The following is a 13,047-nucleotide window of genomic DNA, read 5'->3' on the forward strand; positions in this document are numbered from 1 at the left end:
AGAATTCATGAATTGGTTAGATTTTGTCATTTTAGGCGTGATCGGCTTCTCTGCCGTGATCAGTTTAGTTCGTGGTTTCGCTAAAGAAGCCTTGTCACTCGTAATTTGGTTTGGAGCATTTTTCATTGCTAGCCAGTACTACGCTAAATTAGCGATGTACTTCACCAATATCGAAGATGAGATGTTTCGAAACGGAACTGCGATAGCAGCATTGTTTGTTGCAACGTTAGTTGTTGGTGCCTTAGTTAACTATGTCATCGGTCAGCTAGTTCAGAAAACAGGCCTGTCAGGTACAGACAGAATCCTCGGTGTCGTCTTTGGTGGCTTACGTGGTGTTTTGATTGTTTCTGCAGTGTTGTTTTTCATGGATGCGTTTACTGCATTCCCAAGTTCTGAGTGGTGGAAGAATTCGCAGTTGGTTCCGGAGTTTAGTCGAATCATTGCGCCGTTCTTCGAGCATTTACAAGCAACATCTAGTTTCTTATCTGGCGCGCTCTAGCGCCAGTTAATGTCGAAAAATCGAGGATTAGGACATGTGTGGTATTGTTGGAATCGTGGGTTCAACACCTGTAAACCAGTCTATTTATGACGCTTTAACGGTATTGCAGCATCGTGGCCAAGATGCCGCTGGTATTTGTACCATAGAAAGCAATCGTTTCCGTCTGCGTAAGGCGAACGGTTTAGTAAAAGATGTTTTTGAAGCAAAACACATGCAACGCCTCCAAGGTAACGTTGGTATTGGCCATGTTCGTTACCCGACAGCAGGTAGCTCAAGTGCGTCGGAAGCTCAGCCTTTCTACGTAAACTCGCCTTTTGGCATCACATTGGCTCACAACGGCAACCTAACGAACGCAAACGAAGTTCGTGAGAAGTTGTTCGAGAAAGACCGTCGTCATGTAAACACAACGTCTGACTCTGAAGTTCTACTGAACGTATTGGCTCATGAGATCGATACCGTTAAAGGTAACGTGACTTCTGACGATGTTTTCCGTGCTGTATCTAATGTACACCGCACGATTCGTGGTGCTTACGCAGTAACGGCAATGATCATCGGCCACGGTATGATCGCATTCCGTGACCCACATGGTATTCGTCCACTGTGTCTTGGTAAGCGTGAAGTTAATGGTAAAACAGAGTACATGGTTGCATCTGAATCAGTAGCACTTGATGCTGTTGGTTTTGATTTCATGCGCGACGTAGCACCGGGTGAAGCTATCTACGCAACGTTCGACGGTGAACTTTTCACTAAGCAATGTGCAGACAACCCACAACTAAACCCATGTATCTTTGAGTTTGTATACTTTGCACGCCCAGATTCATTCATCGACAAAATCTCGGTTTACAGCGCACGCGTTGAGATGGGTGAGATGCTAGGTAAGCGTATTAAAGAAGAGTATGCAGACTTAGACATTGATGTGGTTATCCCAATTCCTGAAACATCGAACGATATTGCACTTCGCATCGCTCAAGCGATCAATAAGCCATACCGTCAAGGTTTCGTGAAAAACCGTTATGTTGGCCGCACGTTCATCATGCCTGGTCAACAGCAGCGTAAGAAGTCAGTTCGTCGTAAGCTGAATGCAATCCGTTCTGAGTTTAAAGATAAGAACGTTCTATTGGTTGATGACTCCATCGTTCGCGGTACTACATCAGAGCAAATCATTGAGATGGCTCGTGATTCGGGCGCTAACAAAGTTTTCATGGTTTCAGCAGCTCCAGAGGTTCGCTTCCCTAACGTTTACGGCATCGATATGCCGAGCGCAACTGAGCTGATTGCTCATGGTCGTGACAACGAAACGATTTGTAAGCAGATTGGCGCAGACGCTTTGATCTTCCAAACGCTACCAGACTTAATCTCTGCAGTAGGTATGGGCAATCAAGACATCTCTCGTTTTGATACTTCGGTATTTAACGGTGAGTATGTAACGGGCGATATCGACCAAGCGTACCTAGATTTCCTAGACTCGTTGCGTAACGATGACTCAAAGGTTCAACGCGAAATCCAACAAGATCTAGCTAACCTAGAGCTACACAACGAAGGCGCTTAGTTTTCGTTAGTATTGAAAATATAAAAAACCAGAGCATCGGCTCTGGTTTTTTGTTTGCAGAAAAGGGGATCGACGTTAATGAATGTGGTATGCGATCACAAAATCAATAAACAGTCTAACTTTCTCTGGCAGGTGGTCTTTGTGGTTATAAAGCATGTAAATATCACGAGGGTTAGCGCTCCAGTCTTCTAGGACTTGCACTAAGCTGCCATCTTCAATGTATTCACGAATCATCACGTCAGGCATTAGGGTGATACCTAGGCCTTCAGAACACGCTTGTCTCACCACATTAAGCGCATTCGCATTGAAACGACCTTTCTCACTATTCACCACCGTCTCTTCATTCGAATTGCTCAGCTGCCACTTAATCAATGGGTAGCCTTTTAGAAGAGAGTGGTTAGCCAACTCTTCAGCGTGGCTTGGTGCCGGGTTCTTCGCTAAGTAGTCAGGGCTAGCAATAAGAATGTCTTTTACTTCACTGATCTTTCTTGCGATTAGGCTTGAGTCACGTTGTGGGCCGACACGGAAAATTACGTCCCACTCGGTAGGATCAAGCTGATCGGCTTGGTTGTTCATCATCAACTCAATATTGATATCAGGGTATTGAGTCATGAAGTCGCTGAACATTGGCATCATCATGCGCTTGGTCAGGTTGGAGGGTGCCGTAATACGAATCTTACCGGAAGCTCCTTTACACACATCCGTGAGTTCTTCTGCAGTAGAAGACAGACGTTGCAATAGCGGAGAGCATTCATTGAAAAAACGTTCGCCAGCCTCTGTTAAAGAGAGTTTACGCGCGTGTCTATTGAGAAGCCTCAGGTTCAGTGAGTCTTCTAAGGCTTGGATGCGTCGTGTAATGGTCGCAACCGGAATCATAGTCTTGCGCGATGTTGCGGTGTAGCTCCCATTTTCAACGACGAGTCGAAAGAGGTTTAAATCATCTAATTTCATAAATCCAGACACATTTGTTTACAATCTCATCTAATTTATACGTAACAGTGAGATCAATGTTTGCGTTACGTCAACTCGTTGCATTATTTACAAGTATTCCAACCCTCGTCACGAATTACCAGTAAAGAGTGCAAATTTGTGTATTTAGCATTTTATTACTAAGTTTTATATTAGTTCTTAGAACAGATAACAATAATAATTCGACTTAGTTTTGTGAGGTTATAGATTATGTACAAAACTCACAGTCAGCCAGTAATGACCTCGGCTCAGGAAGTAATTAACCAAAAATGCGTAATGTTGGTTGATGATGATCCTATTTTTCGCCGTATAACCAGCGCGTATTTAGACAAGATTGGTTACAAAGTGGTTGAGGCTGAAAATGGGCTGGACGCTCTGCAGAAGCTTAGAGACTCAGCACCAGATTTAATTGTGTGTGACTTATCAATGCCGATCCTGGACGGTATCGAGCTTGTAGAAGAGCTCAGTTTAGAATATCCGTCACTGCCTATGATCGTCGTGTCTGCTACCGACGACATGTCTGATGTGGCGAAAGCATTGCGATTTGGTATTAAAGACTTTTTGGCAAAACCTCTAGAGGACCACGGTCACTTAGGAAGTGCGATAGCGAATACGCTAAAAGATTCATTCGACAATATTTCAGACCAACGAGATTTTTCAAGCCAATGGTTCTGTGTGGATGACGGAGGAGAGATCCCCGAAGACCAAGAACTGCATTGGCATCTTAACTACCTACAAGATAACCCGAGCGCTGCAAAAGACTTGCTGCATGCTTTGCTTCCTGAAAAAGACACAAGACAAGGTTCATGGCGTTGTAGCTACCGACTACTGCAATCAACAGAGATGATGCCACTTGTGTTTGATTACGCTTGGATGATGAATGGGCAGTTTGCCTTTTACCTCGTCGATTCGTCTTCTTCCGATAATGGGAGTTCAGCGTCAACGCTGTTGGTGAGAGCCTTATTCCACGATTACATAAGAAATCGAAAAGATTTTAATGTTGATCTCAAAGATATTGCTGAAATTTTAGAGAAGGGGATTGAGTGCTCGAAATGCGCCACGCCCGTTAACGCTTTGTTTGGTGTTGCCAATCTTGCTGAGGGTACTATATCTATTTTACCGGCGGGGTTAGATGGACGTTGGTCAAATGGTGAGATGAATCAACACATTGCGGCAGGTGAGCGCTTAGGCGAAAACTGTAAGAAGAATTTCATTACGAGAGACTTGCCGATAGAGCAAGGCTGCCAACTTTCATTAAGTCTGCTTGGAGCGGCAAGTTTTAGTTTAGACATACACCAAGGGTCTACCGATTAACCCTATATTTCCTCGGTTTTTGTGAATAATTGATCAAGGTATAGTTGCGCAAATGGTGTGGCTATGCCTTTTTTGTTAAATGTTGATTTAGCAAAGCGGGTTTGGTTCGCCAGATACTTACCTTTACTAACAAAAACAAGAAGCAATCATGGCAGATAACAAAGACTTTCAAGACCCGTTTAATGTATTCTACTTTTTAGGATTTTTAGCCGCATTTTTAATGATTCCATTGCTACCAGCAACACTTACGTTGATCCGTGTATTCAATGGTTACGCAACATTCTAGTTAAGTTGTCATTGCCGATCGGTGATAGCTGACTCAAGGAGGCCACAATTAGCGTTCGAGTTTTAAGCCTGAATATAGCTGGTGGCCTTTGCATATTTCTCGCAGTTCTGGGGATAGCTTTACCTGTTCTGCCAACCACACCTTTTCTCCTTCTTGCTAGCGCATGCTTCATGCGAAGTAATCCGAAAGTTCATAAATGGATGCACGAGCACAAAACGCTGGGTCCTTTACTGAACAATTGGTACCAACACGGTGCTGTAACCAAACAAGTTAAAACGCGCGGCGTATTCTTTATCTTGTTGAGTTTTGCGTTATCTATCTACTTTGCTCCTATCATTTGGGTCAAGGCTTTCCTAATTTGTGTACTTGTTATTCTTCTCACATGGTTTATGCGACTTCCAACCCATGAGTTGGTTGCTGACAGCAAAGAAAATCACTACCATTAAGCCAGTGTGCCTGCTGCTATAGTGGGCGTTTATTATTTCAGCAATCAGAGTTATGACTCTCGTTGCAATGAATACCAATCGTACCTTTCCTTAATTCCAAGCGTTGATGTTTGATTCGTTGACGAGAGTTTGGAAAGCGGCCTAATGAAGTGCATAAGATTATGAACACAGAAAAAATCTCTCTGATCAAAGCAAGCATCAAAAGCATTCCTGATTACCCTAAAGCAGGTATTTTGTTCCGTGACGTAACAAGCTTGATGGAAGACCCAGCCGCTTATAAAGCGACAATCGACCTGCTAGCGGAAACATACAAGGACATGGGCTTTACTAAGATCGTTGGTACTGAAGCTCGTGGTTTCTTATTTGGTGCGCCTTTGGCACTAGAGCTAGGTGTTGGCTTCATTCCTGTTCGTAAACCGGGCAAACTGCCTCGTGAAACTGTGGCACAATCTTATGAGCTTGAGTACGGCACAGATACGCTAGAAATCCATACTGACGCTATCGTTGAAGGCGATAAAGTGTTGATGGTTGATGATTTGCTAGCAACGGGCGGTACGATTGAAGCAACAACAAAGTTGATTCGTCAGCTAGGTGGTGTGGTAGAACACGCTGCATTTGTTATTAACCTTCCAGAAATCGGTGGTGACAAGCGCTTACAAGGCTTAGGTCTAGAAGTGTTTAGCATCTGCGAATTCGACGGTCACTAATCCTTTTCGGAATTATTCATGAGCTATCTTGCGTTAGCGCGAAAATGGCGACCAACCAAATTTAAAGAAGTGGTTGGTCAAGCCCATGTTTTAACAGCATTAGAGAATGCCCTTAGCCAGAATAGGTTGCACCATGCATACCTGTTCAGCGGTACACGAGGTGTTGGTAAAACAACCATCGGCCGTTTGTTTGCTAAGGGACTCAACTGTGAAACAGGTATTACCTCAACCCCTTGTGGTGAATGTGCAACCTGTAAAGAGATCGACGAAGGTCGCTTTGTTGACCTGCTAGAGATCGATGCGGCATCACGTACAAAGGTAGAAGATACCCGCGAGCTTTTGGACAATGTTCAGTACAAGCCGGCACGTGGTCGCTTCAAGGTTTACCTTATCGATGAAGTACACATGCTTTCTAGGCACAGTTTCAACGCACTTCTAAAGACGTTAGAAGAGCCGCCTGAGTATGTGAAATTCTTGCTTGCAACAACCGATCCGCAAAAGCTTCCTGTGACGATTTTGTCGCGTTGTCTGCAGTTCCATCTTAAGCCGATCAGCGTTGATAATATTCACGAGCAGCTTGACCACATTCTTGAACAAGAGAGCGTGACGTCTGAACCTCGTGCGCTTGGGATGATTGCTCATGCTGCTGACGGCAGTATGCGTGATGCTCTGAGTTTAACGGATCAAGCTATAGCACTAGGCAACGGCAATGTTGTGACAGACACCGTGGCTCACATGCTTGGCACGCTAGACACCGACCAAGCCATTCACTTGCTTGAAGCGATCAGCAGTAAGCAGCCTCAAGTGGCAATGGCCTGTATTCAAAGTCTTGCTGAGAATGGCGTAGAGTGGGATGGTTTGTTGAATCAGCTTGCGACTCAACTGCATCGTTTGGCGATGTTCCAAGCTCTGCCGTCTACCTTAGATAAAGCACAACCAGATGCTGAGAAGCTAGAACTGTTGAGTAAGGCACTAAGCCCTCAAGACATTCAGCTTTACTACCAGATCGTGTTGAAAGGTCGTGAAGACTTACCGTTGTCGCCAACCGCTCGTGTTGGTATTGAGATGGTGGTTTTACGTATGTTGGCCTTTAGACCTGCTGAACAAACGGTTGCAACAGTAATCTCGACTCAGTCGACAAGCACTGCGCCAGCACCAGCAGCTCAAGCTCAGAGCGTTGCTCAACCTGTGAGCCAACCTGCACCAATGGCAGCTCCGAGACAGCCTCAGATGCAACAACAGGCGCCTCAACAGCAAGCTATGCAGCAACCCGTACAACAGGCTCCGCAGCAGAATCCAGCACAGTATTCAGATTCGCAAGGTTACGCTGATCATTCTGGCAACCAAGGTTATCCTGAGCAGGGTTACCCGCAAAGTCAGTATGATGTGCCACCGGCTTATGACGAACGTCCTAGCTACGGTGCAGAGCAGCCTCAACAAGCGGGTTATCAGCATCAAGCTCCGGCTCAGCCGCAAAACACTGCACCTTCAACGCCACCTGCTTCGACTGCTCCGCAAGGACAATCAGAACGTCCAGCTTCGCCTGTCAGTGGTTTACGCCACCAACTGCGTTCTCAGCGTAGAGGCAGCGCAGCACCGGAAAGCAAAGGTTCAGCGCCAAAAAAGGCTAAGGCGACACCAGCTAAAACTTCAGTTCTTGACCGAGTTGCTCAGCAACACGGTGGCTCTGAGCGGGTGTCGCCAGCTTCTTTATCTGCCTCTTCTGCAGAAAAGGTAACCAATGATAATGAACCTTATCGCTGGAAACCGTCTAAACCTGTAGTTAAAGAGGTGAGCAAAGAGCTTACACCTACTCAGATCAAGCGTGCGTTAGAGCATATTAAGACACCAGAAATGGTCGATAAATTGCTTCAGGAGTCGATTGCTCAAGATGAATGGTCCGCCACGATTCAAAAGCTAGAGACAGCCAAGCTTGTTGAACAGTTAGCATTGAACTCAGTGTTTGCTAAAAACGACACATCAATCACTTTAACGTTAAGAGCGAGCCAAGCTCACTTGAATACGGACCGCGCACAGAGCGAACTATTACAGTCGCTCAATACTGTGCTCGGAGAAGAGTGTCATTTGAGTGTTGAAATCGGTGATGGTGGAGAAACGCCGCTAGAATTACGAGAAAGGTTGTACCAAGGCAAGTTGAAAGACGCGTTTACCAGTTTGGAAAACGATGCCAACGTACAGTTTATCGAAAGACGTTTTGCTGCAGAACTCGACAGAGACAGCGTTCGTCCTATCTAGAGTACTTTCTCGTTTAGTGACTTGCATATCATCCCAGATAAGCAAATCTGAGAACTGAACATCGAGGGGTTGAATCGCACTGGCTTAACCCCCATTTAAGCACGTATAGCTTAATTAATTTTAATAAACCAATTAGACCAGAGAGTATTAACATGTTTGGTAAAGGCGGTATGGGCAACATGATGAAGCAAGCCCAGCAAATGCAAGAGCGCATGCAAAAGCTTCAAGAAGAAATCGCAAATATGGAAGTTACAGGTGAGTCAGGTGCTGGCCTTGTAAAAGTAACGATCACTGGTAGCCACAGCGTTCGCCGTGTTGATATCGATGAAAGCCTAATGGAAGACGATAAAGAGATGCTTGAAGATCTTATCGCTGCTGCTTTCAACGATGCGGCTCGTCGCGTTGAAGAAACTCAAAAAGAGAAAATGGCTAGCGTAACTGGTGGAATGCAACTTCCACCAGGTATGAAGATGCCTTTCTAAGAAACTATTTCTAAGGGTTTATTCAAGCTGCGGTTTATCTTGAGTAAACCGTTACTTGAAAATTAGAACGGTTAAATATGCGTACCAGTCATATGCTGGAGCATTTGATGGAGGCCTTACGTTGTCTACCTGGGGTTGGCCCCAAGTCGGCGCAGCGTATGGCCTTTCATTTGTTACAGCGCGATAGAAAAGGCGGCCTACAGTTGGCTGAAGCTCTTAGCCAAGCAATGACCGAAATTGGTCACTGTAATGAGTGCCGTACTTTTACTGAAGAAGATACCTGCCACATTTGTACCAATCCTAAACGTCAGGAAAATGGTCAAATCTGTGTAGTAGAGAGCCCAGCAGACATTGCCGCTATCGAAGCAACAGGCCAATATTCAGGTCGTTACTTTGTGCTTATGGGTCACCTTTCACCACTTGATGGTATTGGTCCAAGTGATATCGGCCTCGATGTTCTGGACTACCGCTTACGCCGTGGTGATATCTCTGAAGTAATCCTAGCGACCAACCCGACAGTTGAAGGGGAAGCGACAGCGCACTACATTGCAGAGCTATGTAATGCCCATGAAGTGAACGCAAGCCGTATCGCACATGGTGTTCCCGTTGGTGGTGAGCTAGAGCTGGTGGATGGCACCACGCTTTCGCACTCCTTACTCGGTCGTCATAAGATCTAAAAAAGCCGCTTGGTGAATTTCACTAAGCGGCTTTTTCTTTTATGTTTCTCAAAGGCTTCTATTCCAAAACACTTCGTTGAGTTTAATCTGACCCTCTTACCGCTTTGTAGATCATCGCGCCAATCACAGCACCAATAATCGGTGCCACCCAGAATAACCATAATTGCGAAATAGCCCAATCACCTAAAAACACCGCCACACCAGTACTTCGAGCAGGGTTCACGGAGGTATTGGTTACAGGGATGCTGATAAGGTGGATCAAGGTTAAACAGAGACCTATTGCGATCGGTGCAAATCCAGCAGGTGCTTTCGAGTCCGTTGCACCCATAATCACGAAAAGAAACACCATGGTCATGACCACTTCACAAACGAGAGCTGCTGTGAGCGAGTAGCCGCCCGGTGAGTGTTCACCATAACCATTGGAAGCAAACCCTGACGCCGTGGCATCAAAGCCAGCTTGGCCTGAAGCAATCACAAATAACACGCCACCTGCGATAATACCGCCAATCACTTGGGCAATAATATAAGGTGCGACGTCTTTGGCATCAAAGCGCCCGCCACTCCAAAGACCGATAGTAACTGCAGGGTTGAGGTGACAACCGGATATGTGGCCAATAGCAAAAGCCATAGTGAGCACGGTTAAACCAAAGGCAAGAGAGACTCCGAGCAAGCCAATTCCCACATCGGGGAAAGCAGCGGCTAAGACGGCACTACCACAACCACCCAATACCAACCAAAACGTACCAAACATTTCTGCGATATACCTATTCATAACGATCCTTATTAATCTGTACCAGTATCAACAAGATAGTTTAGATTTCGCAACTTTGTGAAACCTTGGGCATATAGGAGGTAGAAAAGGGTAAATACGCTTAGGTAATTGCTTCTAATTCGATCAGGTTATCAAGGGCTTCTTGATCGGTCTTACCACAAATGACAGGGCAGGCTTTGAATTGATGACATACTTTCGGGCGTGAAGCTTGGCCGAATAGCTTACACAGATCTTGTTCATTTAATTGAATGCAACGTACGCCTGCAGGCTTGCCATTAGGCATTCCAGGAATAGCAGATGTAATACTTGGAGCGATACAACAAGCTCCACAACCTAAACGACATTCCATCAAATTAAACTCACTAAATAACAGGGTGCGCGATAGTAGCAAAAAATGATGGGAGTGACAGCTATTGATTGAATCAAAGAATGAGCAATTATTATCCTTGAACTTTTTATAGGCTAGCGGTATAACACGCACCCCAGTAAAAGAGTAAGAAGTAATCCTATGACGAATCCATTTTGGCAAGAAAAGACACTAGAGCAGATGACCGAGAATGAGTGGGAATCACTGTGTGACGGTTGTGGTAAGTGTTGCCTACATAAGCTAATGGATGAAGATAGCGATGAAGTGTACTACACCAATGTCGCGTGTAGCTGGTTAAACGACAAAACATGTTCATGTAAAGATTACCCAAACCGCTTCACTTCAGGTGAAGAGTGTTTGAAGCTAACTCGTGACAAGATCGATGAGTTTCACTGGTTACCAGACACTTGTGCTTACCGTCTTCTATCAGAATCTAAGCCGATTCCAGAATGGCACCCATTGATCACTGGATCAAAAACAGAGATGCATGCAGCAGGTGAAAGTGTTCGTAATAAAGTGGTTTACGAAATTGATGTTGTCGATTGGGAAGACCATATCCTGAACCACCCGAACCGTTAGTTGCTGATTAGTAGCAAATGACCCGAATAAAAAAAGGCTCACATTTCTGTGAGCCTTTGTCGTATTTAGGAGGGTCCAAATCAAAGGACTGCGTCATGGCTAATGTCAAGCAAGCGGTAAGTCTGCAACCACCTGATTGAACGTGATACGAGCATTCTGAGCTTGCTCAGATAACTCGATCTTTTTCGCTTGTGCGGCACTAAGATTACTCTCGGCCTGCTCAAGTGCTTGTTGTAGGTTCTCTGGTAACTCGTGAGTTTCCATTTGTGAACCTTGCTCTAACACATAAGCGCGAATTTCTTTTTTCACTGCGGCAAGTTCTGTATAAGCAACACGCTCAAGTTCTGCGGCTTCTTGTGCTGCATCTCTTTCTTTCTCAAACTGAGCCAACGCCATACCTTCTGCAGACCATGGGTCCATGTCTGGTAGTTCTTCGATGTTAATCGTTGGCTCGATGTACGCATCTTGATGGCGCAGGTCGAGATTAGTTGCACGAACTGCAGAGATCATCAGCATCACAGAAATAGCCAATAGCGGTAAACCACCCACAATTGCTGCGGTTTGTAGCGTACTTAGACCACCCAAGAACATCAGAATCGTTGGTAAGAACGACAGAGTGAATGCCCAGAACATACGGTTCCAACGCATTGGCTCTTCAGTCACATTGTTTTGAACCACAGACGCAAGGATGTATGAGATCGAGTCAAACGTTGTTGCTGTAAAGATGATACAAAGCAAAGTGAATACAGCGATTACTAGAGTGCTCATTGGCAACTGCGCTAGCATCGAGAAGATAGCCTTAGTTGCGCCTTCTGCATTCAGGATAGCAACCACATCTAGCTCACCAGAAAGCTGAAGTGATAGGCCGTAGTTACCTAGAATCATGAAGAACAAGAAACAACCCAGTGAACCGAAGAAGATAGAACCTGACACCATTTGTTTAATGGTTCTGCCGCGAGAAATTCGCGCAACAAACAGACCCATACTCGGTGCAAATACTAGCCACCATGCCCAGTAGAAAATCGTCCAATCTTGTGGAAAGTGGGTGTTTTCAAATGTACCGTAGCCACCAAATGGTTCCGCCCATGTCGCCATCACGAAGAAGTTAGACAGTAGACGACCAATTGAATCTAGGCCGGTTTCAAGCATGAAAATAGTTGGACCCGCAATCAGTACGAAAACCAACAGCCCCATCGCACCCCAGAAGTTGATATTACTTAGGATCTTGATGCCTTTTTCCAATCCAGCATAAGAAGAGTAAGCAAAAATTGCAGTACAAACTAAAAGTACCATCACTTGCGTTAGGTTGTTTTTAGGTAGACCGAATAGGTGATTCAGACCTTCAGTAATTAGAGGAGCGGCTAAACCCAATGTTGTTGCTGCACCGCCAAGTAGACCGAAAATGAATAGGATATCGACGATTTTTCCAGGTACGCCTTTACTGCGGTGCTCACCAAGAACCGGCATTAACGCGCTAGAGATCTTTAGAACAGGCTGTTTACGTACGTAGAAAAAGTAAGCAATAGGAATTGCAGGGATTAGGTAGATAGACCAAGCAATTGGTCCCCAGTGGAACAAACCGTAAGTTGCTGCCCAACGAACTGCTTCTTCACTGCCCGGCTCTAGTTGGAAAGGAGGTGATTGGTAGTAGTAAGCCCACTCAATACAGCCCCAGTACAAGATACTTGCACCGATACCACCACAAAATAGCATTGCTGCCCATGATGCAGTTTTGAATTCAGGCTCTTCATCAGCTTCGCCCAGTTTAATCTGTCCCATATCACTGAACACAACGTAAACCATAAATGCACAAGCCGCGAGACCTAGCGCAAGATATAGAAACCCAAGTTGATCAGTCATGAATGTTTTCGCAACCGCAATCCAGTCTGCGCCCTGAGTCGGGAACAAAATGAGCGGGAAAACTATCGTGAGTAGGAGTGCAATAGCACCAAAGAAGGTTGGCTTATCAATAAGCTCAAAAGTGTTTTTCACGAGTATTATTCCATTAAAATGAGAGAGGAATTATGAAGTGAACTCGTTTTTTAGAACAAATCGGGTCTATTGTCGTGACGACAAATTGCTTTTGGCAAAGAGTAATAGGCAAGTCATGAGGTGCCTATGCAAAAGAGGGCAGTGGAAGGAAT

Annotated in this window: 14 protein-coding genes; 10 read left to right on the plus strand and 4 right to left on the minus strand. The window is 45.1% G+C overall.

Going from position 1 to position 13,047, the window contains the following annotated elements; translation table 11 throughout:
* Positions 1 to 7: 7 nt before the first annotated feature.
* Together L1D22_RS04365 and purF are read left to right on the plus strand one after the other, a co-directional pair.
* Positions 8 to 499, plus strand: coding sequence for a CvpA family protein (locus tag L1D22_RS04365; protein ID WP_009848678.1), 492 nt, complete (start codon positions 8 to 10; stop codon positions 497 to 499).
* Between the two features lie 34 nt (positions 500 to 533).
* Positions 534 to 2,048 carry an amidophosphoribosyltransferase gene (gene purF / locus L1D22_RS04370; RefSeq protein ID WP_017629925.1) on the plus strand — a complete coding sequence of 505 codons (1,515 nt, stop codon included), beginning with the start codon at positions 534 to 536 and terminating at the stop codon, positions 2,046 to 2,048.
* Between the two features lie 75 nt (positions 2,049 to 2,123).
* Here the strand turns inward: purF and L1D22_RS04375 are convergent, their stop codons facing one another.
* Complete coding sequence (locus L1D22_RS04375; protein ID WP_239828824.1) at positions 2,124 to 2,999, minus strand: LysR family transcriptional regulator; 876 nt, start codon at positions 2,997 to 2,999, stop codon at positions 2,124 to 2,126.
* 228 nt (positions 3,000 to 3,227) lie between these two features.
* Between L1D22_RS04375 and L1D22_RS04380 the strand changes: the two genes are divergently transcribed.
* The 7 genes from L1D22_RS04380 (at position 3,228) to recR (ending at position 9,185) form a co-directional block, all read left to right on the plus strand.
* On the plus strand, positions 3,228 to 4,331 hold the full coding sequence (locus tag L1D22_RS04380; RefSeq protein ID WP_239828825.1) for a response regulator: 1,104 nt from the start codon (positions 3,228 to 3,230) through the stop codon (positions 4,329 to 4,331).
* A 148-nt stretch (positions 4,332 to 4,479) separates the two neighbouring features.
* Entirely contained in the window at positions 4,480 to 4,617 is a 138-nt protein-coding gene (locus L1D22_RS04385; protein ID WP_017067606.1) for a hypothetical protein, read from the plus strand.
* Positions 4,618 to 4,691: 74 nt separating this feature from the next.
* Positions 4,692 to 5,063 (plus strand): YbaN family protein, encoded by a 372-nt coding sequence (locus tag L1D22_RS04390; RefSeq protein ID WP_029223120.1) that lies wholly within the window; start codon positions 4,692 to 4,694, stop codon positions 5,061 to 5,063.
* 161 nt (positions 5,064 to 5,224) lie between these two features.
* Positions 5,225 to 5,770: an adenine phosphoribosyltransferase gene (gene apt, locus L1D22_RS04395; protein ID WP_019823185.1), complete on the plus strand. Its 546-nt coding sequence runs from the start codon at positions 5,225 to 5,227 to the stop codon at positions 5,768 to 5,770.
* Positions 5,771 to 5,788: 18 nt separating this feature from the next.
* Positions 5,789 to 8,026: a DNA polymerase III subunit gamma/tau gene (dnaX, locus tag L1D22_RS04400; protein WP_239828826.1), complete on the plus strand. Its 2,238-nt coding sequence runs from the start codon at positions 5,789 to 5,791 to the stop codon at positions 8,024 to 8,026.
* A 152-nt stretch (positions 8,027 to 8,178) separates the two neighbouring features.
* A complete protein-coding gene (locus tag L1D22_RS04405; RefSeq protein WP_017062338.1) occupies positions 8,179 to 8,508 on the plus strand; it encodes a YbaB/EbfC family nucleoid-associated protein in 330 nt (109 codons plus the stop codon).
* Positions 8,509 to 8,585: 77 nt separating this feature from the next.
* Positions 8,586 to 9,185: a recombination mediator RecR gene (gene recR, locus L1D22_RS04410; RefSeq protein WP_019823189.1), complete on the plus strand. Its 600-nt coding sequence runs from the start codon at positions 8,586 to 8,588 to the stop codon at positions 9,183 to 9,185.
* 82 nt (positions 9,186 to 9,267) lie between these two features.
* Here recR and aqpZ read toward each other — a convergent pair whose 3' ends face one another.
* Positions 9,268 to 9,957: an aquaporin Z gene (gene aqpZ, locus L1D22_RS04415; protein WP_239828827.1), complete on the minus strand. Its 690-nt coding sequence runs from the start codon at positions 9,955 to 9,957 to the stop codon at positions 9,268 to 9,270.
* A 100-nt stretch (positions 9,958 to 10,057) separates the two neighbouring features.
* Positions 10,058 to 10,306: a YkgJ family cysteine cluster protein gene (locus tag L1D22_RS04420; RefSeq protein ID WP_065677683.1), complete on the minus strand. Its 249-nt coding sequence runs from the start codon at positions 10,304 to 10,306 to the stop codon at positions 10,058 to 10,060.
* A 159-nt stretch (positions 10,307 to 10,465) separates the two neighbouring features.
* Between L1D22_RS04420 and L1D22_RS04425 the strand changes: the two genes are divergently transcribed.
* Positions 10,466 to 10,903, plus strand: a complete 438-nt coding sequence (locus L1D22_RS04425; RefSeq protein ID WP_017059388.1) for a YcgN family cysteine cluster protein — start codon at positions 10,466 to 10,468, stop codon at positions 10,901 to 10,903.
* Between the two features lie 105 nt (positions 10,904 to 11,008).
* Here the strand turns inward: L1D22_RS04425 and L1D22_RS04430 are convergent, their stop codons facing one another.
* Positions 11,009 to 12,895, minus strand: coding sequence for a BCCT family transporter (locus tag L1D22_RS04430; RefSeq protein WP_239828828.1), 1,887 nt, complete (start codon positions 12,893 to 12,895; stop codon positions 11,009 to 11,011).
* Between the last annotated feature and the right edge of the window lie 152 nt (positions 12,896 to 13,047).

Origin of the sequence: Vibrio sp. Isolate34, from assembly GCF_022397915.1 — a bacterium.
Lineage (GTDB): Bacteria > Pseudomonadota > Gammaproteobacteria > Enterobacterales > Vibrionaceae > Vibrio.